This window comes from Inquilinus sp. YAF38 (assembly GCF_052113205.1).
Classification (GTDB): domain Bacteria; phylum Pseudomonadota; class Alphaproteobacteria; order DSM-16000; family Inquilinaceae; genus Inquilinus.
The window spans coordinates 24,644-51,049 of the sequence record NZ_JBFRCU010000052.1 but is presented as its reverse complement, the minus strand read 5'-3'; the positions used below and the strand labels follow the sequence as shown (position 1 = coordinate 51,049).

General features: G+C 70.3%; 24 protein-coding genes and 1 pseudogene. 16 read left to right on the top strand and 9 right to left on the bottom strand.

What is annotated here, in order from left to right:
- From AB4Z01_RS21950 to relB, 7 genes and pseudogenes are all read left to right on the top strand, one after another.
- Positions 1-212 (top strand): annotated as a pseudogene (locus AB4Z01_RS21950) (hypothetical protein); the annotation flags it as partial.
- Positions 127-1,662, top strand: coding sequence for a Y-family DNA polymerase (locus tag AB4Z01_RS21945; protein WP_441697573.1), 1,536 nt, complete (start codon positions 127-129; stop codon positions 1,660-1,662). The pseudogene AB4Z01_RS21950 and the gene AB4Z01_RS21945, both read left to right, overlap by 86 nt.
- Positions 1,663-2,014: 352 nt before the next feature.
- Positions 2,015-5,251 carry an error-prone DNA polymerase gene (locus AB4Z01_RS21940; RefSeq protein ID WP_441697571.1) on the top strand — a complete coding sequence of 1,079 codons (3,237 nt, stop codon included), beginning with the start codon at positions 2,015-2,017 and terminating at the stop codon, positions 5,249-5,251.
- 48 nt (positions 5,252-5,299) lie between these two features.
- Complete coding sequence (murJ, locus tag AB4Z01_RS21935; RefSeq protein ID WP_441697569.1) at positions 5,300-6,835, top strand: murein biosynthesis integral membrane protein MurJ; 1,536 nt, start codon at positions 5,300-5,302, stop codon at positions 6,833-6,835.
- A 61-nt stretch (positions 6,836-6,896) separates the two neighbouring features.
- Positions 6,897-7,901, top strand: coding sequence for a tryptophan--tRNA ligase (trpS, locus tag AB4Z01_RS21930; RefSeq protein ID WP_441697567.1), 1,005 nt, complete (start codon positions 6,897-6,899; stop codon positions 7,899-7,901).
- A complete protein-coding gene (locus AB4Z01_RS21925; protein WP_441697565.1) occupies positions 7,898-8,158 on the top strand; it encodes a TfoX/Sxy family protein in 261 nt (86 codons plus the stop codon). Before trpS ends, AB4Z01_RS21925 begins: the two co-directional genes overlap by 4 nt.
- Positions 8,159-8,203: 45 nt before the next feature.
- Positions 8,204-8,377, top strand: coding sequence for a type II toxin-antitoxin system RelB family antitoxin (relB, locus tag AB4Z01_RS21920; protein WP_441697563.1), 174 nt, complete (start codon positions 8,204-8,206; stop codon positions 8,375-8,377).
- Positions 8,378-8,490: 113 nt separating this feature from the next.
- On the opposite strand, the gene cysC is transcribed toward relB, so the two are convergent.
- The 3 genes from cysC to AB4Z01_RS21905 are packed head-to-tail and all read right to left on the bottom strand — an operon-like array spanning position 8,491 to position 11,924.
- A complete protein-coding gene (cysC, locus tag AB4Z01_RS21915) occupies positions 8,491-10,386 on the bottom strand; it encodes an adenylyl-sulfate kinase (RefSeq protein WP_441697561.1) in 1,896 nt (631 codons plus the stop codon).
- Between the two features lie 2 nt (positions 10,387-10,388).
- Positions 10,389-11,183: a sulfate adenylyltransferase subunit CysD gene (gene cysD / locus AB4Z01_RS21910; RefSeq protein ID WP_441697559.1), complete on the bottom strand. Its 795-nt coding sequence runs from the start codon at positions 11,181-11,183 to the stop codon at positions 10,389-10,391.
- Positions 11,184-11,186: 3 nt separating this feature from the next.
- Positions 11,187-11,924: a phosphoadenylyl-sulfate reductase gene (locus AB4Z01_RS21905; RefSeq protein ID WP_441697557.1), complete on the bottom strand. Its 738-nt coding sequence runs from the start codon at positions 11,922-11,924 to the stop codon at positions 11,187-11,189.
- Positions 11,925-12,046: 122 nt separating this feature from the next.
- Here AB4Z01_RS21905 and AB4Z01_RS21900 point away from each other — a divergent pair, with 122 nt between their 5' ends.
- Entirely contained in the window at positions 12,047-13,765 is a 1,719-nt protein-coding gene (locus AB4Z01_RS21900) for an NADPH-dependent assimilatory sulfite reductase hemoprotein subunit (protein ID WP_441697555.1), read from the top strand.
- Positions 13,765-14,334 carry a precorrin-2 dehydrogenase/sirohydrochlorin ferrochelatase family protein gene (locus AB4Z01_RS21895; protein WP_441697554.1) on the top strand — a complete coding sequence of 190 codons (570 nt, stop codon included), beginning with the start codon at positions 13,765-13,767 and terminating at the stop codon, positions 14,332-14,334. Before AB4Z01_RS21900 ends, AB4Z01_RS21895 begins: the two co-directional genes overlap by 1 nt.
- A 4-nt stretch (positions 14,335-14,338) precedes the next feature.
- Here AB4Z01_RS21895 and AB4Z01_RS21890 read toward each other — a convergent pair whose 3' ends face one another.
- Genes AB4Z01_RS21890 through AB4Z01_RS21880 form a run of 3 tightly spaced genes read right to left on the bottom strand, consistent with a single transcriptional unit; the run spans position 14,339 to position 15,664 of the window.
- On the bottom strand, positions 14,339-14,788 hold the full coding sequence (locus AB4Z01_RS21890; RefSeq protein WP_441697552.1) for a DMT family transporter: 450 nt from the start codon (positions 14,786-14,788) through the stop codon (positions 14,339-14,341).
- Positions 14,788-15,309 carry a GNAT family N-acetyltransferase gene (locus AB4Z01_RS21885; RefSeq protein WP_441697550.1) on the bottom strand — a complete coding sequence of 174 codons (522 nt, stop codon included), beginning with the start codon at positions 15,307-15,309 and terminating at the stop codon, positions 14,788-14,790. Before AB4Z01_RS21885 ends, AB4Z01_RS21890 begins: the two co-directional genes overlap by 1 nt.
- A gap of 7 nt (positions 15,310-15,316) precedes the next feature.
- Complete coding sequence (locus AB4Z01_RS21880) at positions 15,317-15,664, bottom strand: Lrp/AsnC family transcriptional regulator (protein ID WP_441697549.1); 348 nt, start codon at positions 15,662-15,664, stop codon at positions 15,317-15,319.
- 131 nt (positions 15,665-15,795) lie between these two features.
- On the opposite strand from AB4Z01_RS21880, the gene AB4Z01_RS21875 reads away from it, so the two are divergent.
- Positions 15,796-16,224 (top strand): DUF2000 domain-containing protein, encoded by a 429-nt coding sequence (locus tag AB4Z01_RS21875; protein ID WP_441697547.1) that lies wholly within the window; start codon positions 15,796-15,798, stop codon positions 16,222-16,224.
- Here the strand turns inward: AB4Z01_RS21875 and AB4Z01_RS21870 are convergent, their stop codons facing one another.
- Positions 16,225-16,644, bottom strand: coding sequence for a lysozyme inhibitor LprI family protein (locus tag AB4Z01_RS21870; RefSeq protein ID WP_441697546.1), 420 nt, complete (start codon positions 16,642-16,644; stop codon positions 16,225-16,227).
- Positions 16,645-16,857: 213 nt separating this feature from the next.
- On the opposite strand from AB4Z01_RS21870, the gene AB4Z01_RS21865 reads away from it, so the two are divergent.
- Positions 16,858-17,094 (top strand): DUF1127 domain-containing protein, encoded by a 237-nt coding sequence (locus AB4Z01_RS21865; protein ID WP_441697544.1) that lies wholly within the window; start codon positions 16,858-16,860, stop codon positions 17,092-17,094.
- Between the two features lie 7 nt (positions 17,095-17,101).
- Here the strand turns inward: AB4Z01_RS21865 and AB4Z01_RS21860 are convergent, their stop codons facing one another.
- Together AB4Z01_RS21860 and AB4Z01_RS21855 are read right to left on the bottom strand one after the other, a co-directional pair.
- Positions 17,102-19,063 carry a DUF5054 domain-containing protein gene (locus AB4Z01_RS21860; RefSeq protein WP_441697542.1) on the bottom strand — a complete coding sequence of 654 codons (1,962 nt, stop codon included), beginning with the start codon at positions 19,061-19,063 and terminating at the stop codon, positions 17,102-17,104.
- A 166-nt stretch (positions 19,064-19,229) separates the two neighbouring features.
- Complete coding sequence (locus tag AB4Z01_RS21855; RefSeq protein WP_441697540.1) at positions 19,230-20,276, bottom strand: LacI family DNA-binding transcriptional regulator; 1,047 nt, start codon at positions 20,274-20,276, stop codon at positions 19,230-19,232.
- 223 nt (positions 20,277-20,499) lie between these two features.
- Between AB4Z01_RS21855 and AB4Z01_RS21850 the strand changes: the two genes are divergently transcribed.
- The 5 genes from AB4Z01_RS21850 (at position 20,500) to AB4Z01_RS21830 (ending at position 26,308) form a co-directional block, all read left to right on the top strand.
- A complete protein-coding gene (locus AB4Z01_RS21850) occupies positions 20,500-21,858 on the top strand; it encodes an extracellular solute-binding protein (RefSeq protein ID WP_441697538.1) in 1,359 nt (452 codons plus the stop codon).
- Positions 21,859-22,053: 195 nt separating this feature from the next.
- Positions 22,054-22,971: a carbohydrate ABC transporter permease gene (locus tag AB4Z01_RS21845; protein WP_441697536.1), complete on the top strand. Its 918-nt coding sequence runs from the start codon at positions 22,054-22,056 to the stop codon at positions 22,969-22,971.
- Between the two features lies 1 nt (position 22,972).
- The gene (locus AB4Z01_RS21840; RefSeq protein WP_441697534.1) at positions 22,973-23,797 is read left to right on the top strand and encodes a carbohydrate ABC transporter permease; all 825 of its coding nucleotides are present in this window, start codon (positions 22,973-22,975) and stop codon (positions 23,795-23,797) included.
- Positions 23,798-23,807: 10 nt separating this feature from the next.
- Positions 23,808-24,911: an ABC transporter ATP-binding protein gene (locus AB4Z01_RS21835; protein WP_441697533.1), complete on the top strand. Its 1,104-nt coding sequence runs from the start codon at positions 23,808-23,810 to the stop codon at positions 24,909-24,911.
- A complete protein-coding gene (locus tag AB4Z01_RS21830; RefSeq protein ID WP_441697531.1) occupies positions 24,908-26,308 on the top strand; it encodes a CehA/McbA family metallohydrolase in 1,401 nt (466 codons plus the stop codon). The genes AB4Z01_RS21835 and AB4Z01_RS21830 overlap by 4 nt, the downstream gene beginning before the upstream one ends.
- Positions 26,309-26,406 lie beyond the last annotated feature (98 nt).

The window sequence follows — 26,406 nt, the reverse complement described above, 5'->3', positions numbered from 1 at the left end:
CGCGCTGGACCGTGGCCCCGGCGCCGAGCGGCGGCACCGCCGCCTGGGTCGGGCCGGCGCGCTGGGAGCTGGCCCTGACCCACAGCCGCGGCGGCCGGCCCGGCCGCTGGATCGTGGAGACCGAGGATGGGACGGATCGTCTCGCTGTGGTTGCCGAACTGGCCGATCACGCGACTGAGACTCACGACGCCGCCCGACGCCTGGCCGGCTGAGCCGGTCGCGATCGTCGAGACGGTCGAGCAGCGGCGCCAGGTGGTGGCGGTGGACGACCGCGGCTGGGCCGCCGGCATCCGGCCGCGGCAGAAGGCGACCGACGCCCGCGCCGTGCTGCCGGGCCTGGCCCTGATCCCGGCCGACCACGCCGCCGACGCCCGCGCCCTGGTCCGGCTGGTGCGCTGGGCCGGCCGCTACAGCCCCGCCGTCGCCCCCTGCCCGCCCGATGGGCTGTGGCTCGACATCGCCGGCTGCGCCCATCTCTGGGGCGGCGAGGACGGGCTGGTGGCCGATCTGGCCGCACGGCTGGAGCGCTGGGGCCTGCCCGCCCGCATCGCCGTCGCCGGCAGCTTCGGCGCCGCCTGGGCGTTGGCACATTACGACCGGACCGACCGACGGATCCTGCCGGATGGCGCCGAGCGCGCGGCCCTGGCCCCCCTGCCCATGGCGGCGCTGCGGCTGGGCGAGGAGGAGGTGGCGGCGCTGCAGCGGATCGGCCTGACCCGGATCGGCGAGCTGCTGGCGGCGCCGCGCCCCGGCCTGGCCCGCCGCTTCGGCGCCGGACCGTTGCTGCGGCTGGACCAGGCGCTGGGCCGGGCCGAGGAGACGGTCGGCTTCCGCCGGCCGCCGACGCCCTGGTTCGCCCGTCTGGCCTTCGCCGAGCCGATCGGCACGCCGGAGGATCTGCAGCGCGCCATCGCCGCGCTGGCCGCCGATCTCTGCGCCCGGCTGGAAGCGCGGATGATGGGCGCGGCCCAGTTCACCACCGCCTTCCACCGGGTCGACGGCCGCTGCCAGACCATCGCCATCCGCACCGCCCTGCCGGTGCGCGACCCGGCCCGGGTCGGGCGCCTGCTGGCCGACCGGCTGGACCGGGTCGACCCCGGCTTCGGGGTCGAGGTGGCGACCCTGCGCGCCGACCGCGTGGCCCCGGTCGGCGGCCACCAGTCCGGCTTGAACACGCTGGAGGGGGAAGGGCCCGGCATCGGCGATCTGGCCGGCTTCGTCGACATCGTCGGCAACCGCATCGGCTTCGACCGGATCTGGCGCCCGGCCGCGGTCGAGAGCCATCTGCCCGAGCGCTGCGTCGCGCCCCGGCCGCCGCTGGCGCCGGATCAGAGCAAGCCCTGGCCACCCGGCTGGGTGCGGCCCCTGCGCCTGCTGCGCCGGCCGGAGCCGATCGAGGCGATCGCCCAGGTGCCGGACGATCCGCCGACCCAGTTCCGCTGGGCCGGCGCGACCCATCGCGTGCGCCGCGCCGACGGGCCGGAGCGCATCGCCTATGAATGGTGGCGCCGATCCAGGCCGCAGGACCGGGCCGAGCCCGACATGATCCGCGACTATTACCGGGTCGAGGACGACACCGGCCGCCGCTTCTGGGTCTACCGCGCCGGCCTGTACCAGGAAGGCGAAACCGCGCGCTGGTTCCTGCACGGGATGTTCGACTGATGGCCGGGGTGGTCTCGCGGGCTCTGCCCATTTTGAGTCCCCCCTCCCCTAGCGGGAGGGGGACAGGGGGAGGGGGTTGCCGCAGCCCCGAGCCGGCACCTCGTGATCGTCAGCATCTGTGTTTACAGAGCACTTTCCTCTCACCGTCATTGCGAGGAGGCAAAGCCGACGAAGCAATCCAGGGGCTGGTGCATGCGGCCTCTGGATTGCTTCGCTACGCTCGCAATGACGATGAGGGGAATTGTAAAGAAGCCCCCTTCGCGCGCGGACGCGCGCAGACCCCTCCCCCTGCCCCCCTCCCGCAAGGGGAGGGGGGACTTGGTAAGGGATCCCGGCGGAAGGCGGTCCCGTCATGACCGCTTATGCCGAGCTCCAGGTCACCACCAACTTCTCCTTCCTGCGCGGCGGGTCGCATCCGGCGGAGCTGGTGGAGACGGCGATCCTGCTGGGCCTGTCGGCCATCGCGGTGACCGACCGCAACTCCCTGGCCGGGATCGTGCGCGGCCATGTCGCCGCCAACCGCAACGAGAACCACCGCAAGGCCAGCCGCATCCCCTACATCGTCGGCTGCCGGCTCGACTTCGCCGATGCGCCGAGCCTGCTGTGCTATCCGACCGACATCGACGCCTATGGCCGCCTGTGCCGGCTGCTGACCGAGGGGAAAAGCCGGGCAAAGAAGGGCGCATGCCTGCTGCATCATGCCGACCTGCTGCCGTTCAGCGACGGCCAGATCCTGGTGGCGCTGCCGCCCGACCGCATCGATGACGGTTTCGTCGCCCATCTCGACCGGCTGCGCTCGGACATGGGCAGGCGGGTCTATCTGGCGGCCAGCCACCGCTATCGCGGCGACGATGCCCGGCGGCTGGAGGATCTGCGGGAGGTGGCCTTCCGCACGCGGGCGCAACTGGTCGCCACCAACGACGTGCTGTACCACGTGCCGCAGCGGCGCCGGCTGCAAGACGCGCTCACCTGCATCCGCGAGCACTGCACCATCGACGAGGCTGGCTGGCGGCTGGAGGCCAATGCCGAGCGGCACCTGAAGACCCCCGACGAGATGGAGCGGCTGTTCCGCGACCATCCCTATGCGCTGGAGCGGACGGTCGAGATCGCCGAGCGCTGCCGCTTCGACCTGGACGAGCTGGTCAAGAGGTACCAGTACCCCGAGGAGATCACGCCGGAGGGCGAGCCGGCCCAGGCCCGGCTGGAGCGGCTGGCCTGGGAGGGGGCGACCCGGCTGTACCCGCAGGGCGTGCCGGCCGGGCTGCGCGGCCAGATCGGGAAGGAGCTGGACTTGATCGGCCGGCGCGACTACGCGCCCTTCTTCCTGACCGTGGCCGACATCGTCGCCTTCGCGAACAGCCGGGATATCCTGAACCAAGGCCGCGGCTCCGCCGCCAACAGCATCGTCTGCTATTGCCTGGGGATCACCGCGGTAAACCCGGTCGAGGTCAACCTGCTGTTCGAGCGCTTCATCAGCGAGGAGCGGCACGAGCCGCCCGACATCGATGTCGATTTCGAGCATGAGCGGCGCGAGGAGGTGATCCAGCACATCTACGAGAAGTTCGGCCGGCACCGCACCGCTTTGACGGCGACCGTCATCTGCTACCGCACCCGCGCCGCGGTGCGCGACATCGGCAAGGCGATGGGCCTGTCGGAGGACATGATCGGCGCCCTGTCCGGCTCGGTCTGGGGCTGGAGCATGAACGGGCTGGACGAGGGCCAAGTGCGCGAGGCCGGGCTGGACCCGGCCGATCCCCGGCTGCGCCTGGCACTGGAGCTCGCGGTCGAGCTGATGGGCTTTCCCCGCCATCTCAGCCAGCACACCGGCGGCTTCGTCTTCGCCCGCAAACGGCTGGACGAGCTGGTGCCGATCGAGAACGCGGCGATGGCGGACCGCACCGTCATCTGCTGGGACAAGGACGATATCGAGGCGCTGGGCATGCTGAAGGTCGATGTGCTGGCGCTGGGCATGCTGACCGCCCTGCGCCGCTGCTTCGACCTGATGCACGCGCATTATCCGGAGGCATTCCCCGAACGGCCGAAGCTGGGCCGTCGGCCGACCGACAAAGCGGTCTTCGACATGCTGAGCCGGGCCGATTCGATCGGCGTGTTCCAGGTCGAATCCCGAGCCCAGCAGTCGATGCTGCCGCGGCTGAAGCCGCAGACCTATTACGACCTGGTGATCGAGGTCGCGATCGTCCGCCCCGGCCCGATCCAGGGCGACATGGTGCACCCCTATCTGCGCCGCCGCGACAAGATCGAGCCGGTGAGCTACCCGAAGGACGAGCTCAAGGAGGTGCTGGAGAAGACCATGGGCGTGCCGCTGTTCCAGGAACAGGGCATGAAGCTGGCCATCGTCGCCGCCAAGTTCACCCCGGCCGAGGCCGACAGCCTGCGTCGGGCGATGGCGACGTTCAAGAATGTCGGCACCATTCACACCTACGAGAAACGCTTCGTCGACGGCATGGTCGCCAACGGTTATGAGCGCGACTTCGCCGAACGCTGCTTCAACCAGATCAAGGGCTTCGGCAGCTATGGCTTCCCCGAGGCACATGCCGCCTCCTTCGCGCTGCTGGTCTATGAGAGCGCCTGGGTCAAGCACCACCACCCCGAGGTGTTCTGCTGCGCCCTGATCAACTCGCAGCCCATGGGCTTCTACGCCCCGGCGCAGTTGGTGCGGGACGCGCGCGAGCACGGCGTGGAAGTGCGCCCGGTCGACGTCAATCGCAGCGGCTGGGACTGTACCCTGGAGCCGACCGGCGGCCAGGATCACGCCGTGCGCCTGGGCCTGCGGCTGGTGAAGGGGCTGAGCCAGGACGAAGGCGAAGAGATCGTGAAGCAGCGCGGCGCCGGCTATGCCTCGCCGGCCGAGCTGGTGCGCCGCGCAGGCGTCTCGTCCCGCGCCCTGGACCGGCTGGCCGAGGCCGCCGCCTTCGGCTCGATCGGGCTCGACCGGCAGCAGGGGCTGTGGGCCGTGGCCGGGGTGGAGGGCGAGGCCCTGCCGCTGTTCGCCGCCCGCCCGGCCCAGCTGGCGCTGTTCGAGGAAGAAGCGGCGGAGCTGCCGCCCCTGCCGCCGGGGCTGGAGGTGCTGGAGGATTACGCCACCACCGGCCTGTCGCTGACCAAACATCCCCTGGCGCTGCTGCGGCCGGCGCTCACACGGCTCGGCATCGTCCCGGCCCGCAGCCTGCGCGACGACCAGACCCGCGACGGCGCCCGCATCCGCATCGCCGGCATCGTGCTGTTCCGGCAGCGGCCGCAGACCGCCAATGGCACCATCTTCGTCACCGTCGAGGATGAGAGCGGTGCCGCCAATATCGTGGTCTGGTCGCAGGTGTCGGAGCAGTACCGCCGTGCCGTCTATGCCGGCCGCCTGCTGGCCTGCGAGGGCCGGGTGCAGAAGGTCGGCGAGGGCGAGCACCAGGTGATCCATGTGGTGGCCGAGCGCTTCGTCGACTGGACCGACCAGCTGCCCGTCCTGGCCCGCGGCACCGACCAGGTGGTGCTCGACCCCGGCCACCAGGCCCGCCCCCGTGCCGACCCCAGCCGCGGCCACCGGGTGACGCTGCGCAGCCGCGACTTCAAGTGAAGAGCGCCGCGCCTTCCCGCCGCCGTAAAACCCGGCTAAAGCTCGGCCATGTCACTACTGCGCGGCATGGCGACGGTCGGGGGGTTGACGGCCGTCAGCCGGATCGCCGGATTCGCCCGCGATATCCTGACCGCCTCGCTGCTGGGCGCGGGGCCGATGGCCGACGCCTTCGTGATCGCGGTCAAGCTGCCCAACCTGGCCCGGCGCCTGTTCGCCGACGGCGCCTTCATGGTCACCTTCGTGCCGCAATACGCGGCCGAGCGGGGCGAGCGCGGCCGGGCCGCGGCGCTGGCCTTCGCCGGCGAGGTGCTGGCGGCGCTGCTGGCCGTGCTGATCCCGCTGACCGTGCTGGCCCTCTTGGCCATGCCGGCGATCCTGGCCATCATCGCCCCCGGCTTTGTCGGCGATCCGGTGCGCGAGGCGCTGGCGCTGGACTATGCCCGGCTGGCCTTCCCCTATCTGCTGCTGATGTCGGTCTCGGCCCTGCTGGGCGGGGTGCTGAACGCGCAGGAGAAGCTGGCCCCCTTCGCCGCGGCGCCGATCCTGTTCAACCTGGTGCTGATCGCGGCGCTGCTGTTCGGCACGCAGCTGGCCGGATCGCCCGGCCGGGCGCTGGCGATCGGCGTCACCCTGTCCGGCATCGTCCAGCTGGCCTGGCTGGCGCTGGCCTGCCGCCGCCACGGCGTGCCGGTGCGGCTGATGCCGCCGCGGATCGGGCCGCGGCTGCGGCGCCTCGTGGTGCTGATGGGGCCGGGCGCGATCGGCACCGGCATCACCCAGATCCAGATGGTGCTGAACACGCTGATCGCCAGCTTCCTGCCGGCTGGCGCGGTCAGCGCCCTGTACTACGCCGACCGGCTGACCCAGCTGCCGCTCGGCATCGTCGGCATCGCCCTGGGCACCGCCCTGCTGCCCACCCTGACCCGCCTGCTGGTCGAGGATCGGCCGCAGGATGTCGCGGCAACTCAGAGCCGGGCGATCGAATACGCGCTGCTGCTGGGCCTGCCCGCCGCCGCCGGGCTGATCCTGCTGGCCGGACCGATCGTGCATGGGCTGTTCGAGCGCGGCGCCTTCGGGCCGGCGCAGACCGTGGCCGTGGCCGGCGCCCTGGCCGCCTATGCCGCCGGCATCCCGGCCTATATCCTGATCCGGGTGTTCTCGACCTTGTGCTTCGCCCGGCAGGACACGACGACACCGATGCGCACCGCGCTGGTCGCCACGCTCCTGGCGGTGGCCGGCGCCGTGCTGCTGATGCGGCCGCTGGGCCATGTCGGCATCGCACTGGCCACCGGCGCCTCGGCCTGGGTCAATGCCGGCCTCTTGGCTTGGTCGCTGCACCGCCGCGGCGCCCTGCCGGTTGATGCCGGGCTGCGCCGGCGCGGCGGCCGGATCCTGCTGGCGGCGCTGGGCATGGCGGCCGGGCTGCTGCTGGCCCGGCAGGCCATGACGGCGACCGGCGGCGCGGCACTGGCGACGCTGATCGCCGGCGGCGTCGCCCTCTACGCCGTCCTGTGCCTACTGCTGGGCGCGGTCGACCGCGGCGAGCTGGCCAAGTTCCGGCGCCGCGGACATCAGGCGGGTTGACCCGGCTGTATCGCCCCGGCCATAAACCGAGCCTCCCCCACCCTCTGCGGCATCGGCGGACATGAAGCGCATCTTCTCGGGCATCCAGCCCACCCACAACATGCACCTCGGCAACTATCTCGGCGCGGTGCGGAACTGGGTGGCGCTGCAGGACGGGGCGGAGTTCGAGACCATCTACTGCGTCGTCGACCTGCACGCTCTGACCCAGCCACAGGATCCGGTCGAGCTGCGCGCCCATATCCGCGAGCTGGCGGCGACGCTGCTGGCGGTCGGCATCGACCCGGCACGCAGCATCCTGTTCGCGCAGAGCCAGGTGCCCCAGCACAGCGAGCTGGCCTGGCTGTTTTCCTGCGTCACCCCGCTGGGCTGGCTGCGGCGGATGACCCAGTTCAAGGACAAGGCCGGCAAGCAGCAGGACACGGCGATGCACGGCCTCTTGGCCTATCCCGTGCTGATGGCGGCGGACATCCTGCTGTACAAAGGCACGCATGTGCCGGTCGGCGAGGACCAGAAACAGCATCTGGAGCTGACTCGCGACATCGCCCAGTCGTTCAACCAGCGCTACGGCGTCGAGTTCTTCCCGCTGCCGGAGCCGCAGATCCTCGGCTCCGCCACCCGGGTGATGAGCCTGCGCGACGGGTCGAAGAAGATGAGCAAGTCGGACGAGTCCGACTACAGCCGCATCAACATGACCGACGACGCCGACACCATCGCGCTGAAGTTCCGCCGCGCCAAGACCGACCCCGAGCCGCTTCCCACCGAGGCCGCGGGGCTGACGAGCCGGCCGGAGGCCGAGAACTTGGTCAACATCTACGGCGCGCTGGCCGGCAAGGATGTCGATTCGGTGCTGGCCGAGTTCGGCGGCGCGCCGTTCTCGACCTTCAAGGGCGCCCTGACCGACGTCGCTGTGGCGGTGCTGGCGCCGATCGGCGGCGAGATGCGCCGGCTGATGGCCGATCCGGGCCATGTCGACGCCGTGCTGCGCCGGGGCGGCGAGAAGGCCGCCGCGATCGCGGCGCCGGTGCTGGCCGAGACGCAGGACATCATGGGGCTGCTGCGGCCGTGAGGGAGCGCCCGATCTCGTCCCTGCCCAATCTCGGGCCCAAGACCGCGGAGTGGCTAGCCGCCGTCGGCATCACCACCGAGACCGAGCTGCGCGCCATCGGCCCGGTCGAGGCCTGGCAGCGCCTGAAGGCGGCGCAGCCGGATCTGATCACGGTCAACGCCCTCTACGCCCTGCACGGCGCCCTGACCAACCAGCACTGGGCCGCCCTGCCGCAGGAGCTGCGCGCCCTGCTGCGCAAGGACGCCGGGGTGGAGTGAGCCGGGCCGGTGGTCACCGGCCCGGAAAGCCCCTATATTGAGGGCATGAGCCGTGCCCTGTCCCCGATCGAATCCGAGTTCGCCACGGTCGAAGAGGCCGAGGCCTATGATCGCTGGTTCCGTTCCAAGGTCGAAGCGGCCCTGGCCAGCACGCAGCCCCCGGTTCCCTATGACGAGGCGATGGCACGCCTGCGCGCGCTGATCGACGAGAGCCGGTAGGCCGGCTGTCGCCCTCTCCATTTGTCATTGCCGGGCTTGACCCGGCAATCCAGAAAATGTCGACAGCCTCTGGATGCCCGGGTCAAGCCCGGGCATGACAGAAGAGAGCAGGGCTAAATCGACGGATCCGCGTCCTCCCCGGCCCGCTTGGCGGCGCCGGCGAAGCTGGTGATGGCGAAGGATTCCAGCAGGTCGATCGCGGCATCCACCGGCATCGCGCCGGTGTCGATCGTCAGGTCCGGCGTCTCCGGCGCCTCATAGGGGGCGGAGACCCCGGTGAAGCCCTGGATCTCGCCGCGGCGCGCCTTGGCGTAGAGGCCCTTCGGGTCGCGCTGCTCGCAGATCGCCAGGTCGGCCTTCACGAACACCTCGCGGAAGCCGTCGCCGATCACGTCGCCGGCCAGCGCCCGGTGCCAGCGCTCCGGCGAGATCAGGGCCACGATCGCGATCAGCCCGGCCTCGGCGAAGAGGCGCGCCACCTCGGCCGCGCGGCGGACATTCTCGGCCCGGTCCTCGGTCGAGAAACCGAGGTCGCGGCCCAGGCCGGTGCGCAGCGAATCGCCGTCCAGCACCGTGGCCTGCCAGCCGCGGGCGAACAGGCGGGATTCCAGCGCCGTCGCCAGGGTCGACTTGCCGGCACCGGACAGGCCGGTCAGCCAGACCACGCCGCCGGCATGGCCGTTGGCGATGCGCCGTGCCGCGGCATCGACCCGCCGCTCGGTCGGGAACAGCAGGCGGCTATCGCCGGTCGCGTCGAGGATGGTGACGCCGCCCACGACGTCGTAGCCGTCGAACAGCACGCCGCGGCCGGTGCCCGGCAGCTCGGCATGGCGGTCGAAGGCGATGGCGGTGCGGCCGACCACCTCGATCTCCGCCGTCTCGTTGCGCCGCACCAGCTCCGCGGTCCGGGTCTCCAGCGTGTGCACCTCGACCACATGGGCGATGCGCTCCACCGTCACCGTATGCTCGGCGGATGCCAGGCGCAGCGTCAACCGTGCGCCGGGGCGCAGCGGCTCGCGCGCCAGCCAGAACAGGCGCAGCTTCAGACGGGTCGCGCTCGCCGGCGCCTCGTCGACCAGGGTCGCGATCTGGCCGCGCTCGACGAAGACCGGCGGGTCGAGCGTCAGCCCGACGGCCTGGCCGGCCTTGGCCGTGGTGATCTCGGCCGCCGGCCAGCTCTCGATCGCGGCGATGCGCGCGACCTTGCCCGAGGGCGCGAAGCGCAGCGTCTGGCCGACCGCCAGCCCGCCGCTCTCGATCCGGCCGGCGACGATGCGCCGCTCGTCGAATTTGTAGACGTCCTGCACCGGCAGGCGCAGCGGCTGGTCGGTCGGCGTCGGCGCCGCCTCCAGCCCATCCAGCGCCTCGACCAGCGACGGCCCGTCATGCCAGGGCATCAGGGCCGAGCGGGTGGCGATGTTCTCGCCGTGCCGGGCGGCCACCGGCACCACCACCGAGGGGGTGATGCCGACGCTGCCGAGATAGGCCGAGATCTCGTCGACCACGGCCTGATAGCGGGCCTGGTCGTATCCCACCAGGTCCATCTTGTTGATCGCCACCACCACCTGGGTGATGCCGAGCAGGCCGAGGATCAGCGCGTGGCGGCGCGACTGCTCCAGCGTGCCCTCGCGGGCATCGACCAGCAGCAGCGCCGCATCGGCCCCGGCGGCGCCGGAGACCATGTTCTTGAGGAACTCGGCATGGCCCGGCGCGTCGATCAGCACATAGCGCCGGCGCGGGGTGCGGAACTGCACCTCGGCCGTGTCGATGGTGATGCCCTGGTCGCGCTCCGACTGCAGCGCGTCGATCAGGAACGACCATTCGAACGGCATGCCGCGCTTCTTGCTCATTGCCTCGACCGCGGTGACGCGCTCGGGGCCGAGCGCACCGGTGTCGTGCAGCAGGCGGCCGATCAGGGTCGACTTGCCGTGGTCGACATGGCCGGCGATGACGACGCGCAGGGTGCGGGCGGCGGCCAGGGCCGGGTGCAGGGCGACGATTCCGTCCATGATCACATGTACCCCGCGCTGCGGAGGCGCTCGAAACCGTCCTCGGTCTCGTTGTCGATGATCCGGCCGGACCGTTCGGAGACCTTGGTGGTCTCGAGCTCGGCAATGATCGCCTCGATCGTGTCGGCGTCGCTGGCCACCGGCAGGGTGATGTTCTTCTCGCCGAGCGAGCGATAGCGCAGCCCGTCCTTGGCCAGGTACAGCGGCACGATCGGGATGCCCTCGCGCTGGGTGTAGCGCCAGACGTCGATCTCGGTCCATTTCAGGATCGGATGGATCCGGACATGGGTGCCGGGCTCGAACCGGGTCTTGTACTGGCCCCAGAACTCGGCCGGCTGGTCGGCCACGTCCCAGGCGCCCTCGAAGCTGCGCGGGCTGAACACCCGCTCCTTCGCCCGCGTGCCCTGCTCGTCGCGGCGGATGCCGACGATGATGCCCTCGAAGCCCTCGCGCTGGACCACCGCCTTCAGCCCCTCGGTCTTGCGCGCCGCCGCCCGGGCCCCCGCCGCCAGGGTCGGGTCCATGTCCTCCTCCGGCGGGCAGTCCTCGATGATCAGGGGCAGGTTCCACTCGCGCACCAGCCAGTCGCGGAACTCGTACACCTCCGGCAGCTCCATATGGGTCTCGAGCTGGATCAGCGGGAACGGCACGTGGCCGAAGAACGCCTTGCGCAGCAGCCACAGGATCAGGGTGGAATCCTTGCCGATGGACCACAGCAGCGCCAGCCGATCGATGCGGGCGAAGGCCTCGCGGAGGATGGTGATGCTCTCCGCTTCGAGTTCGTCGAGATGATTCATGGCCTAAAGGAACGTGACTGGGGAGGGATCGGCGGTGCGGTGGATACCGCATTCGGTCTTGTCTTGGCCAGACCAGCGGCCGGAGCGCGGGTCTGCGCCCTGCGCGACCCGCTCGGTACAGGGCATGCAGCCGATCGACAGGAAGCCGTCGGCCTCCAGCGGATGGCGGGGCAGATCGCGCGCCTCGAATTCCGCGGCGACCCGGTCGGGCGACCAGCCGGCCAGCGGATTGATCTTGAAGCGGCCCTCATCGGGCGCCCATTCGACCGCCGGCAGATCGGCCCGGGTGAGCGCCTGGAACCGCTTGCGGCCGGTGATCCAGCCACCGAAGCCGGACAGCGCCCGTTCCAGCGGCTCGACCTTGCGCAGCGCGCAGCACGCGTCCGGGTCACGCTGAAACAGCAGCAGGTCGGGGTCTCGTCTGGCGATCTCAGCGGGGTCGGGCCTGACCGAGCGTACATCCTCGAGTCCGAGCTGCGCGACCAAGCGGTCGCGATAGCGCAGAGTCTCGCCGAAATGCCGCAGCGTGTCGAGGAAGACGACCGGCGTGGCCGGCGCGACCTCGGCCACCAGGGCCAGCAGCACCGCGGATTCGGTGCCGAAGGACGACACCAGCGCGACCTGGCCAAGCCTGGAATCCGCCAGCACCTTTTCGATCAGCGCACACCCGTCCAGCCCGGCGAAATCGGCGGCGATCAGCTCCTGTTCGAGCTGCGAAGTGGCAGCGGCAGAGGCGGACATCGGGTGCTCATGCTCGGCAATTGCTCCTACTTTACTGTAAAATAGAGTGCATTTGCTGGTTGACTGTGTGTGAATCAGAAGCCTAATGTCAACCATCAATTGTGGATAGAACGCCGCCGCCGATGTCCGCCGAACAGTCCGCCGCTCCTGCGGCTCCGCCGAAGCTTTCCGCCGTCGAAGGCGTGAAGGAACAGAGTCGATTCCTGCGCGGCGGCATCGCCGCCGACCTCCTCACCCCCGGTCCCTCGGTCACCGAGGAAAGCTATAACCTGCTGAAATTCCACGGCAGTTATGAGCAGTACGACCGCGACACCGCGACACCGCGGAAGAAGCAGGGGCTGGAGAAGGAATACCAGTTCATGGTCCGCGCCCGCATCCCGGGCGGGCGGCTCACGGCCGAGCAGTACCTGGCTCTCGATGCCATCGCCGACAGGTATTCCAATGGAACGCTGCGGATTACCACGCGCCAGGGAATCCAATTCCACGGCGTGCTGAAGGGAAACCTGAAGGCGACGATCGCCGACATCAATCACTCGATGCTGACCACCATGTCTGCCTGCGGCGACGTGGTGCGCAACGTCATGACCACCCCGGCGCCGATCCGCGACGCGGTGCATGCGCGGCTGGAGGCGGATGCCCGTTTCCTGTCGACGCGGCTGCTGCCGAAGAGCCKGGCCTATTACGAGCTGTTCCTCGACGAGGAGAACCAGACCCCGGCCGAATCGGTGGACGAGCCGCTGTACGGCACCACTTACCTGCCGCGGAAGTTCAAGATCGGCCTCGCCACGCCCGAGGACAACTCGATCGACCTGCTGACGCAGGATCTCGGCATCCTCTCGGTGTTCGAGGGCGACCAACTGGTCGGGTACAACCTCAATCTCGGCGGCGGCCAGGGGCTGACCCATACCAAGGCCGGCACCCATGCCCGCATGGCGTCGCCGATCGCCTCGGTCGGCCCGGGCGAGCTCCTGCAGGGCGCCGAGGCGGTGATCCGCCTGTACCGCGACCACGGCAACCGCGCCGACCGCAAGCGCGCCCGGCTGAAATACGTGCTCGACGACATGGGCCTGGACTGGACCCGCAAGGAGCTGGAGCGCCAGTTCGGCCGGGTCCTGGCCGACCCGCTGCCGCACGCGCCGTTCCAGGTGCCCGACCATCTCGGCTGGCACGAGCAGGGCGACGGCCGATTCTGGCTGGGCCTGCCGGTGGCCAGCGGCCGGATCGAGGACGGCCCGAATGTGCGGCTGCGCACCGCGCTGCGCAGCCTGTTCGAGAACTGGGCCAAGCCGGCGGTGCTGACGCCGCAGCAGGACATCCTGATCGCCGACATCGCCGCCAATGAGCGCGACGAGATCACGGCGCATCTGCGCAGCCACGGCGTGGTCTTCGCCGAGGATCTGACCGCCGTGCGCCGCTGGGCCCTGGCCTGCCCGGCCCTTCCGACCTGTGGCCTGGCGCTGTCCGAGGCCGAGCGCATCCGCGAGCCGCTGATCGATTCGGTCGAGGCGGCCCTGCGCAAGCACGGACTGATCGAGGAGCGGATCAGCATCCGCATCACCGGCTGCCCGAATGGCTGCGCCCGCCCCTATGCCGGCGACATCGGCCTGGTCGGCCGCACCCCCGGCACCTTCGCCCTGTTCCTCGGCGGCGATTTCGAAGGCACCCGGCTGAACAGCAAGCTGACCGAGAAGGTGCCCGAGGCGGCGATCGCCGACACGCTGGACCCGCTGCTCGGCGCCTTCGCGCAGGACCGGCAGCCGGGCGAGGGCTTCGGCGACTGGTGCCATCGCCAGGGCAACGACAAGCTCGCCGCCCTGCTGCCCGGCGGCAAGGCTCTGTGATGCTGCCGATCACGCTGTGCCCGGAGGCGGTGCCGGTCGCCCTGGTCGGCATCGGTGACAAGACGGTGCATCGCCTGGCCCAGCTGGACGAGGGCGGCTTCACCGTCACCGTGTTCTCCGATGCGCCGTCGCCGGACCTGGTGCTGGCCGCCGGTTCGCGGTTGCGGCGCCGGCTGCCCAGTGCGGCCGATCTCGGTGTCCAGCGGCTGCTGCTGGTGGCCGATCTCGACGAGGCCCGTGCCGCCGACCTCGCCTACCTCGCCCGCCAGCTTGGCCTGCTGGTCAATGTCGAGGATCGCACGGCGTTGTGCGATTTCCACCTGCCGGCGATCGTCCGCCGCGGCGACCTGGTGGTGGCGATCTCGACCGGCGGCCAGAGCCCGCGCCTGGCCGGCCGGCTGCGCCTGTTCGCCGAGCGGCTGATCCATCGCGATTGGGGCGCCCGCCTGGCCCGGCTCGGCCTGCTGCGCGCCGAGCTACGGGCCCAGGGCAAGGGCCCGCACGAGATCGCCCGTGCCGTCGATGCGGTGATCGACGGCGAAGGCTGGCTCGGCCGGCCGGGGGCCTGAGCGGTCAGACGCCCCGCCGGGCGACCAGGACGGCCCCGGCGACCAGCAGGATCGCGCCGAGGACCGGCAGCCCTTGCGCCGAGAGGGCCTGGGCGCCAGGCTTCAGCTGGTCCGCGGCCAGCCCGGCCACCAGTTGGCTCGCCACCAGAATGGCGATGGTGGGCGCCGCCCCCAGCCGCTGGTAGCCGAGGATCCCGGCGAAGACGAAGAACGAGCCGAGCAGCCCCGGCAGAAATGCCCAGGGCCGCAGGGCCGACACCGCCTCGGCCACGCCACTTGCGCCGTCGCGGATCAGCAGCAGGCTGAGCAGCACCGTCAGCCCGACGGCGGAGTTGATCACCAGCGCGATCAGCACGGTCGAGGCCGACAGCGTGATCCGGACCATCAGCAGGTTCTGCAGCACGAGGCAGAGTCCGGCCGAAACCAGCAGCGCTACCGTCGGGGCGGCGCCCATCAGGCCCGCCCGTCCGGACCGGCGCGATCGTCGAGCCGCAGTTGCAGGAAGGCCAGGTCGAGCCAGCGGCCGAACTTCGCGCCGACCTCGCGCATCACCCCGGCCGGCTCGAAGCCGAGCGATTCGTGCAGCCGGATCGAGCCGGCGTTGCCGGCCTCGATGCCCGCGACCATGACGTGCTTGCCGAGCGCCTTCGCCCGGACGATCAGCTCCAGCATCAGGGCCTTGCCGACCCCGCCGACGCGCCGGTCGCGGTGGACATAGACCGAATGCTCGACGGTGTTGCGGTAGCCGTCCCAGGCGCGCCAGTCGCCGAAGGAGGCGTACCCCGCCACCCGGCCGTCATCGTCGATCGCCACCAGCACCGGATAGCCGAGGCGCCGGCGCTCCGCCAGCCAGGCGGCGCGGTTCGCTGCGTCGACCACGGTCTCGCTCCAGATCGCGGTCGTGTGGGCCACCGCGTCGTTGTAGATCGCCAGGATACCGGCGATGTCGCCGGTCTCGGCATCGCGAATGCGCATCTCACCCTCAGGACAATGGACAGGCCACGACCTGCAGCAGGAAGTCCGAATCGCCGGCGATGCTGTAGCAGGCGACCACCTCCGGCAGTTGCCGGACGCTCTCGGAGAATTCTTCCGCCTCGGCCTCGCTGTGGCTGTCGATCCTGACCCGGATGAAGGCGAGCACGCCGAGGCCGATCCGCCGCCGGTCCAGCAGCGCCGCATAGCCCTGGATGACGCCGTCCTCCTCCAGCTGGCGGACCCGGCGCCAGCAGGGCGAGGTCGACAGCCCGACCTCGGCCGACAGCGCCTGGTTGGTCAGCCGGCCGTCCTGCTGCAGGGCGGCCAGGATGCGGAGATCGACCGGTTCGAGCATGATCTGCCTTGAAGAGGATTCATCTCGGTAGACTCTACCAGAAACCCGGGTGATTAGCGCAAGGATAGGCAGGATCGACCAAGCAGCGGGATGTATCCTGCCGGGCAGAAGACATTCTCCTGAAAGCCGCCATGACCCAGGATCTCCGCCTCACCATCGTCGTGAACCCCGACCTGCCGCTCGGGCTGATCGCCAACACCGCCGGCGCCATCGCCATCGGCCTGGGGGCCCGGCTGCCGGCCCTGGCAGCGCGACAGCTGACCGACCGCCACGACCGCACCATCGACATCAGCTCGAACCAGCCGGTGCCAGTGCTGCAGGCCGATGCGGCGGTGATCCGGGCGCTGCTGCTGAAGGCGCTGGCGCAACCGGACAAGGGAGCGGGCGAGCGGGCGGTGGTGCCCTTCCCGGCCTTCGCCCGGTCGCTGCACGCCTATGCCGAATACGAGGCCGCCTTCCCTGGCCGCGACCTGGGCGAGGAGTCGATCGACGGGCTGGGCCTCGCCGGCCCGGAGAAATGGATCAAGTCGCTGACCGGCTCGCTCAAGCTGCTGCGCTGATCAGTTCGCCGCCGGGACCGGGCAGCTCATGTCGCCTTCCTCGCAGTTGAGATAGGCCTTGAAGTCCTCGATCCGGCTCTTGGTCTGGCCGTCCAGGCACATCGCGTGGATCATCGGGGCGGCGGTGCCGCCCGCGACGGCGGATTCCTGGAAACTGCACTCCGCGTCACGGAAGGCGACCCAGGCCCGCTGCGTCGCCACCAGCAGCCTGGTCTTGTCCGCGTCGTCCTTCAGCCGGGCCGTGATCTCCTTGTAGAGCTTGTTCAGCTCGGCATCCGACGCCTTGAACGCCTTGCCGTAGCATTCGTTCAGATCCGCCTGGCTCTGGGCGCTGTCGCAGTCATCGGCCCGTGCGCGGGTCGGGCCGGCGACGGCCGCAACCGCCAGCAGGGCGACGAGACCGGCGAGTGAAGCACGCATGGACGATCTCCCCATCCTCGGCAGGAATTCCGCTGACATGCCCGATTCGTAGCGGCTTCCAACGCGGACTGCCAACAGGGAGTCGGCTACGGCCGAAACATCGACCGGCCCGCAGGCCCAGTCCTGCGGCCGGCAGTGTGCGTGTGACGCCGGTGACAGCGATCCCCTGCCCGAGCGGGCCATGGTGGGATCGGCATCCAAGGAGGATCCGAGATGACCATGATCGTTTCACCCCGCGGGTCGCGGGCAACCGCTCCGGCCGCCCGGCCGGCGATCCTGACCACAATCGTCCGCGGCGTCGCCTGGGTCCGGCAGCGGCTTCGGCTGCGGCGGGATACGGCGAAGCTGCTGGCGCTCAGCGACCACCTGCTCGCTGATTTGGGCGTCCGCCGCGATCAGATCGGGCTCGTTGCGCGCGACACCTACCGGACGGAGCGAGTCCCGCGGTGACCGGGCCTCAGCCGCCGGCCGTCAAGCGCAGCCGGAAGCGGAACTGCAGCGTGCCCTCACACCACATCGGGAAGTTGGTGCCCCATTTGTTGTTGTGCAGGTTGATCCGCACGCCGCCGGAGAAGTCCGGCAGGCCCGGGGTGAAGGGCATGAAGGGCGAGGCGGCCGGCGCCGCCAGCGGCGCGTCGAGCGACTGCAGCAGGGGGGTGCCGCCATGCGCCAGCCGGCCGCGGATGCCGGACACCGCCTGCAGCTGACCCCCGCCCCGGGGCGTGATGCGGCCGGCCGGCTGCCACAGCCCCATCTTCCGGAAGTCCCAGCTCTCGATTCCGGCCGGGGTGAAGCTCAGGAAACTCGCCTCCGGCATCCGGTTCGCCGGCTTGTCGCGCAGCACCAGGACGAGGTCGAGCGCGTCCTCCGCCGGGGCGATTCGCAGTTCCGCCCGCCGCGGGGCGCCGAAGACGGCATGCGCCTCTTCGGGCAGGTCCAGCAGCAGAGTCAGGCTGGAACTATCCTGCGTGAACCCCGTCAGGCGCGGCCGCCAAACAGCGGAGCGCGCGGTCCGCGCCCGCTCCAACCCCGGCTTGCCATGGTCCAGCAGGGCCCATTCGATCTGTTGCGTCAGATAGCCCTGCATATGCGCGGCAACATCGGCCGCGTCGTAGCTCTCATAGGTATAGCTGATCAGGCTACCATCGAGCCCCGCCAGTATGGGCTCACCTCGCCGAAAGATCTCGCGTAGGCCCCCGTTTTCGCCGTCGACGGTGAGATGCCAATCGTTCACCCAGATCTCGATCGTCCGGATGCTCCGATCCATGTCGCCGGCGGCCGGAGCGCCCGGCTGCAGTTCGGCCAGTGCCTGCTCCGCCGCCGGGCGGTCGGCCGGGGACAGCGCCTCCACGGCCGCATCGAGGTATCCGCGCTGCTCGGCCCAGGAGCTCTCGGCGAAGCCGAAGCGCGGGTCCAGCCACCGCGCCGCCTCGAACTCCGGCCGGTCCCAGGCCGCCTCGTCGCGCAGGAACGTCTTCACGTCGACGCCGCAGGTGTGTTCGGCGACCATCGCCAGGCGCTGCCCGAAGGCCAACCGACTCGCGTCCAGCCCCTCCTCCGCGAACCGGTCATAGACCCGCTGCAGTGCCAGGAACCGTGCCGTCTTCTCTGGATCGCTGGCGCTGCCATGGATCCAGCTGTCGCCGATCTCGCGGTCGACCACCGGGAAGCGCTCGCGCTGCGGCCAGATCGTGGCGGCGAAATCATCCAGGGTCGAGGCCCGGATCGCGGCACCCGGATTCGCCGCCCGCAGCTCGCGATGGCATTCCGCCGCCGCCGAGATGCCCTGCGGCCCGACATTGTCCGAGGTGTGGGCGAAGCTCAGGCCCTGGTCCATCCCCTCGGGGAAGAAGGTGGCGCCGTAGCTGCTCTGATAGGCCACCAGCACCTCCTCGCCCGACGGCGCGCGCCAGCGGAACAGCGGCGGCACCTCCGGCAGGGTCGAGGCCGAGTTGACGCCGATGTGCAGGAAGCGGATGCCGGCCTCGGCCAGGATCGGCACGATGCCCAGCGGGTGGCCGGGCACGTCGGTCATCTTGGCGGCGATAGTGCTGGTGCCGAAGCGGCGGTCCAACTCCTGCGCATAGGACAGGCCGGCGCGGAACAGCGCCGGCGACATCAACTCGGTGTGGGTGGTAAAGGGCAGGCCGTGCCAGCGGATCAGCCCGCGCTCGATCGCCTGCTCCAGCCGCCGCACCTTGTCGCGCGGCTGGGTCTCGAGATGATCCCAGATCAGCCAGGCGCCGGTGGTCCAGACGAACATGCGCTGCGCCGGGTCCTCGGCGAAGAAGTGCTCGCCGGTGTCGATCGCGCGCGGGATGAACACCTCGTGGTATTCCCGCCGCACCGTCTCGGCCAGCTGGGTGAAGCCGATGTCGAGATGCGTCTTGAAGACGAGGTGGATCGTCCGGCCGGTCATCGGGTGGTCCTTGTAGGGCTGCAGGAGCTCGTCCGAAAATGCGCTGGCGTGAGTCGATTGGTGTCGGTTTCGAGAACCGGCGCGCAGCGGACATTTCGTCCGTGAGCACCGGAAGCGGAGAAACCGGCATCAAGCGGCCACGCCAGTAGCATTTGCGGGCGGGCTCCTAACCCACGGTGCTGCGGACGACCAGCTTGGTGCGGATCGTCTCGACCAGCGGCGGGGCGGCCCGGTGCTGCAGGCGCTGCAGGATCAGCCGCACGAGCGCGGCCACCCGTTCCTCCACATCGATCTTGATGGTGGTGAGGTCGTAGCTGCGCCAGGCGGCTTGGTCGATGTCGTCGAAGCCGACGACGCCGACATCCTCCGGCACCTTCCGCCCCAGGGCATGGCGCAGGGCGTCGAGCGCGCCGAAGGCGCTGACGTCGTTGGCGGCGAACACCGCCTCGGCGCCCGGCCCGGCCCGGAACAGCTCGATGATGGCATCGTGGCCGCGCTGGTAGCTGAAATCGCCCTCGACCACCGCGGCCGGCGGCAGGCCGCGCGCCGTCAGCACCTGCTGCAGCGTGCGCAGCCGCGCCGTGTTGGCCTGGGCGTTCGGGTTGCCGGCCAGATAGGCGAAGCGGCGGCGGCCGAAGCCGGACAAGAGGGCTACCGCCTGCTCGATGCCGTCGCGCTGCAGCACCCGCAGGCAGTCGAAGCGATGCATCCCGGATTCCGGCAGCGGCCCCGGATCGGCGGCCTCGTTCGGATAATCGACATAGACCGGCACCGCCTGGTCGAAGGCGCGGTGCAGCTGGTCGGGCGGCACGTTCTCGGTGAACACCACCACGCTGTCCGGGTTGTAGGCCCGCATATAGGACAACAGCTTCGGGTCCAGGCTGCGGTCGATCCGGGTCTTGAACAGCAGCGTGGCGAAACCGCGGTCCTGCAGCGCCGTGGTCAGCGCGTCGATCTCGAGGCTTTCCCAGGGGCTGCAGACATGCGGCACGATCACTCCGACCAGATGCGACCGCTGGGTGGCCAGCGCCCGGCCGGCCATGTTCGGGATGTAGTTCATCTCCTCGGCGATGCGCAGCACCAGCGCACGCTTGTCGGCCCTGAGCGGCGCCTTCGGGTTGAACGCCCGCGAGACCGCGGCGCGCGAGACCTTGGCCCGGTCCGCCACTATCTCGGCGATGGATTGTCCCCTGGGCTGGTCCTCGCGTGCCACCTGCGCCTCAACTGAAATCGCTTTCAGTCACACTGGGCAGACGGCATGGGGCTGTCAAGCATAGTCGCACGGGAATTTGGCTGTATCCCTCGTATCCACGAGCGGATGTGGCGATATCCAAGGATCAGAGCGATCCCGATTGACGGAAAACTGAAAGCGTGTTCACTTCTGCTCGAAGCCGCATCCCGCCTGAAGGATGCGCCGCCATGGGAGGACACAGCGCATGACCGCACATCGCCTGGGGATTCTCGCCGCCGGCCTGCTCGCAACCCTGTCCTGGAGCGCGCCGGCGAAAGCCGCCGATCTGTCGATCGTCTGCCGCTGCGTCGAGGGCGGCGTGAACACCGAGCTGGCGACCTGGATCAAGACCTGGGTCATTCCCGAGTTCGCCAAGACCCCGGCCGGCGCCGGCAATACCGTGACGCTGAAGAGCTTCGGCGGCACCGACGAGCAGCTGACCCAGCAGCTAGCGCTCGACTTCTCCACCGGCGCCGGCGCCGACGTCTCCAGCTTCGACGGCTTCCTGATCCCGAGCTTCGTCGAGGGTGGCCTGCTGAAGCCGCTCGACGAGATCGCCGGCTCCGAGGTCGACGGCTGGGACGGCTGGCCGCATATCTCGGCCGGCGCCCAGGCGCTGATGTCCTACCAGGGCAAGCGCTACGGCCTGGCCGAGGGCACCGATGTCCGCGTCATCTACTACCGCCGCGACGTGTTCGCTAAGGCCGGGCTGAAGGCCGAGGGCTGGCAGCCGGCCAGCTGGGACGAGCTGCTTGCGGCCGCGCGCGCCCTGAAGAAGGCCGACCCGGAGAGCTTCCCGCTGCAGATCAACGCCGGGGTCTCGATGGGCGAGGCCACCACCATGCAGGGCTATTACCCGCTGCTGCTCGGCGCCGGCGAGGCGCTGCAGGACAAGGACGGCAAATGGATCACCGGCAGCCCGGCGATCCTGGCGGCGCTGAATCTGTACAAGACCATCTATGTCGACGAGAAGCTGGGCGACCAGCGCGCCCAGTTGCTGGCCGACGGCCGCAACCGCAGCTTCGCCAATTTCCGCGACGGCAAGACCGCGATGCTGGTGGAGGGCGACTGGTTCTACCGCTCGGTCACCGCGTCGGGCAGCGAGTTCGCCGTGGCCGACCGCGACCACACCATGGGCTGGGCCAAGATCCCGGCCCAGGCGGCGGGCCGCGGGCTGGACGGGCGCGACTTCGTCACCATCTCCGGCGGCACCGGCTTCGTGCTGAACCCGAACACCCAGAACCCGAAGGAGGCCTGGGCGCTGCTGGCCTTCATGAACAGCCAACCGGCGCTGGCCGCCTATCAGGGTTTCGAGGAGCGGATCCGCATCCGCGACGACGTGCCGGTGCCGAACTCGACCTTCCTGCAGGACACCGCCAAGGCGTTGATGCCGATCACCACGGCGCGGCCGAACGACCCCAACTACGACAAGGTCTCGGCCGAGCTGCAGCGCATGACCGAGGCCGTGGTCTCCGGCAACGCCACGCCGGAGGAGGCGATGGCCCGCTACGGCGCCGCCGTGAAGAAGATCGTCGGCGAGGCCAACACCATCAGCAAGAGCTGAGGATGGCTGCGTCGTGACCGTCCGCCTTTTAATCTCCCCCTCCCCTTGCGGGAGGGGGCCAGGGGGAGGGGTCTGCGCGCGTCCGCGCGCGAATGCCCAAAGGCCGTTATCCGGTGTACGGGCACGCTCTCGCGACGACCGCTCGATCTGCGGCAGCCCCCTCCCCCTACCCCCWCCCGCGAGGGGAGGGGGAGGATGATGGAGAACCGCCCCACCCTGCTCTCTGCCCGGTCCGGGGCCGCCTTCATGGTCCCGGCCGGGGTGCTGGTCGGGCTGTTCGTCGTCGTCCCGTTCTTCTGGATCATCGCGGTCAGCTTCACCAACCGCACGCTGCTGGGCCGCACCGCGCTTCATCCGGACTTCGTCGGGCTGCAGAACTACACCTCGCTGTTCGACGCCGGCTCGTTCTTCGCCCCCGGCGAGTTCGGCGCGTCGCTGATCCTGACCGTCCAGTTCGTGCTGCTCTCGGCCCTGATCGGCCAGGCGCTGCTGGGGCTGCTGCTGGCCTGGCTGCTGCAGAACATCCATGCGGCCCTGAAGGCGGCCATCCAGGCGGCGGTGGTGGCGGCCTGGATCCTGCCGGAGGTGGTGATCGGCTTCGCCTGGTTCGCCTATCTCGACCGCGACGCCGGCACGCTGAACGGCATCCTGGGCACGCTCGGCCTGCCCCGGCCGGACTGGCTGCTGGAGATGCCGTTCCTGGCCATCGTGGTGTTCAACACCTGGCGCGGCACCGCCTTCTCGATGATGCTGTTCTCCTCGGCGCTGCAGTCGATCCCGCCGAGCTATTTCGAGACCGCGAACGTCGTCGGCGCCTCGTCCTGGCAGAAGCTGCGCGACATCGCCCTGCCGCTGATCCGCGGCCATGTCGTGACCGACCTGATCCTGGTGACGATGTGGACCTTCAACGTGTTCACGCCGTTCCTGCTGACCGGCGGCGGCCCGTCCTTCCGCACCGAGATCCTGTCGATCTACACTTACCAGCTGGCCTTCAAGCATTTCGAGTTCGGCCGCGGCGCCGCGGTCGGCGTCGTCATCATGCTGATCAACCTGGCCTTCGCGCTGGTCTATCTCGGCCTGGCGCGGCGCCGCAAGGCCGTGGCGGAGCATTGAGATGGCGCTGCGCCCCCTCCTCCTCCGCATCCTGTTCGCCGGCCTGGCGGCGCTGATCGGCCTGGTCTTCGCCCTGCCGCTCTTGTGGTTCGTGCTGGCGCCGTTCAACGCGCGGGCCGAGCTGGGGCTGGCGGTGCCGGACCCGTTTACCCTCGGCAACTTCGCCAAGGCGTTCGAGAACGGCTTCGCCATGCGGGCGCTGCTGAACAGCCTGATCCAGAGCGTCGGCGGCGTCGCCCTGGTGACCGCGGCGGCGACGCTGGCGGCCTATGCCATGTCGCGGGCGCCGGTGCCGGGCAAGGGGCCGATCACGTATCTGCTGCTGCTGTTCTCGTCGGTCGTCTCCGGCTCCGCCGCCATGGTGCCAATCTTCCTGATCGTCAGCGCCATCGGCCTGGTCGACACCCACATCGCGGTGATCCTGGTCTTCGCCGGCGGCCTGCTGCCGACCGCGATGTTCATCCTGCGCGACTTCATCGACGGGCTGCCCCGCACCTATGAGGAATCGGCGCTGGTGGCCGGCGCCTCAACGCTGCGCGCCTTCTTCGACGTCGCCCTGCCGGTGATCCGCCCCGGCGTGGTGGTCGTCGCGGTCTGGGCCTTCGTGCAGATCTGGGGCAGCTTCCTGATCCCCTTCGTGCTGCTGCGCAGCGAATCCCGCATGCCGGCGGCGCTGGCGATCTACTCCTATTATTCCGAGGCCGGGACGCCGGTCGTCACCCTGCTCTCGGCCTATGCCGTGGTCTATTCGGCGCCGGTGGTGGCGCTCTACCTCTTCGTCAGCTGGAAGTTCGGCTTCCGGTTCTTCGGCGGCATCAAATCGTGAGCGAGGTCCGATGGCTTCCGTAACGCTGGAGAAGGTCCAAAAAGCCTTCGGCGACCTAACGGTGGTGCGCGACATCGACCTCCACATCGGCGACGGCGACTTCGTCTGCCTGCTCGGGCCCTCCGGCTGCGGCAAGACCACGACGCTGCGCATGGTGGCGGGGCTGGAGCAGCCGACCGCCGGCCGCATCCTGATCGGCGGCACGGACGTCACCCGGAAGCCGCCGAGGGACCGCAACCTGTCGATGGTGTTCCAGGACTATGCCCTCTACCCGCACATGTCGCTGGGCCAGAACATCGGCTATCCGCTGAAGGTCCGCGGCGCCCCCGTGGAGGCCCGGCGCGGCCGGACCCAGGAGGTGGCGGACATCCTGCAGATCGGCCATCTGCTGGACCGGCTCCCGTCGCAGATCTCCGGCGGCCAGCAGCAGCGCGCCTCGCTGGCCCGGGCGCTGGTGCACCCGTCGCAGGTCTATCTCTTCGACGAGCCGCTCTCCAACCTCGACGCCAAGCTGCGGCTGGAGGCGCGGGCCTTCCTGAACCATCTGCAGCGCGATATCGGCATGACCGCGATCTACGTCACCCACGACCAGGCCGAGGCGATGGCGCTGGCGACCCGGGTGGCGGTGATGGAGGCGGGACAGGTGGTGCAATACGCCCCGCCGATCGAGGTCTATCGCCGTCCGGCCACCACCTTCGTCGCCGGCTTCGTCGGCAACCCGCCGATGAACCTGGTGCCGGTCGAGGCCATCCTGCACAACGGCGCGGCGCTGCTGGCGGCCGACGGGCTGCAGGCCCCGCCTTTGCCGCTGTGGGATGCGCTGGGCCTGGCGATCGACCGCAGCGGCAAGCTGACGCTCGGCATCCGGCCGGAACATCTGGGCATCGGCGGCAACGACTGGCACCTCTCCGGCGAGCTGTTCGCCAATGAAGGCATGGGGCCGGAAAGCCTGGTCACGATGCTGCTGCCTGGCGACCGGCGAGTCACCGCCCGGATCTTCGGCGACGATCCGCTGAGCCTCGGCCGCGATGTCCGGCTCGGCTTCCGGGCGGAGGATCTCGTGCTGTTCGACGGCGAGGGGCGCCGCATCCCCGGCGCGCGGGAGGAACCGTGACCCAGGCGCTGACCGTCCGGGTGACGGCGACGGAAGGGCCCTACCGCCCGGTCCCGGTCGAGATCCCGCCCGGCACCACCCGGATCGACGTCGCCATGGCCTATGCCAAGACCGGCGACTGCATCATCGATCTCGGCCTGATGGACCCGCGCGCCACCGCCTACCCCAGCCCGGCCGGCTTCCGCGGCTGGAGCGGCGGTGCCCGCGACGGCTTCTTCGTCGCCACTGACGACGCCACCCCCGGCTATGTGCCGGGGCCGATCCCGGCCGGGACCTGGACCGTCCTGCTCGGCCTGTACCGCGTGCCGCCGGGCGGCGCCGAGGTGGCGCTGACCCTCCGCCTCGACGACGCGCCGCGCCCCGCCTGGTCGCCCGAGCCGGCGGCCGAGATACACCACCGGTCACCCGGTTGGTATCGCGGCGACCTGCATTGCCACACCCATCACAGCGACGCCAAAGGCGGGCCGGAGCTGCTGCACGAGGCGGCGCGGCAAGCGGGGCTGCGCTTCCTGGCGGTGACCGACCACAACACCACCACCCAGCGCCGCTATTTCGACCCGCGCAGCACCCCGGACCTGGTCTTCATCCGCGGCGAGGAGGTCACCACGGCCGAGGGCCACGCCAATGTCTTCGGCGCCGACAGCTGGATCGATTTCCGCGTGACCGCGCCGGGCGATCCGCACCGTCTGGCGGAGGCGGTGCACCGCGCCGGCGGCCTGCTGTCGATCAACCACGACAAGCCGCCGATCCCCTGGCGGCACGAGCTGCCGGCGGTGGCCTGCATGGAGGCCTGGCAGTCGCACTGGTTCGCCGGCAACTGGATCTCGTTGGCCCGCTATGACGACCGGTTGCGGCAAGGCCGCCGCATCTCATTGATCGGCGGCAGCGACTGGCATCAGCCGGCGGCGCTGGCCGCGCCTGGCCCGCTCGGCCTCGGGCGCCCGGCCACGGCGCTGTGGCTGCCGGAGCTGTCGGAGAAGGCGGTGCTGAAGGCGCTGCGTACCGGCCGCGGCTATGTCACCGAGGGGCCGGACGGGCCGCATCTCGCCGTCACCGCCGGCGGCGTGCCGATGGGCGGCACCCGGCTCGGCGGCACCGTCTGGACCGTCGAGGCGGAGCTGCGCGGCGCGGCCGGCGACCGGCTGGTCTGGGTCGATGCAGGCGGCACGGTCGCCGAGCAGGAGATCCCGGCGGAGGACTGGATCGGCCGGCTGACCCTGCCCTCGCCCGACCGGTTCCTGCGGGCCGAGATCGTCGCCGTGGCCACCCGCCCGCGGCTCGAGGCCGAATTTCTGCAGGCGCTGGAGGGCCGCAGCCTGCCGGCCGGCGTGACCCGCGGCGACATCGCCGCCCAGCCGCTGCGGCGGGCCCTCAGCAACCCGATCTATGTCGGGTGATACCGGTGGACCTTGAGATCGACTCTCCGGCTCTTTCCCTCTCATGACGAGGCGCACAGCGTCGTGGCCTCGCCAGCGAACGGGCGCGCGCTTTATAT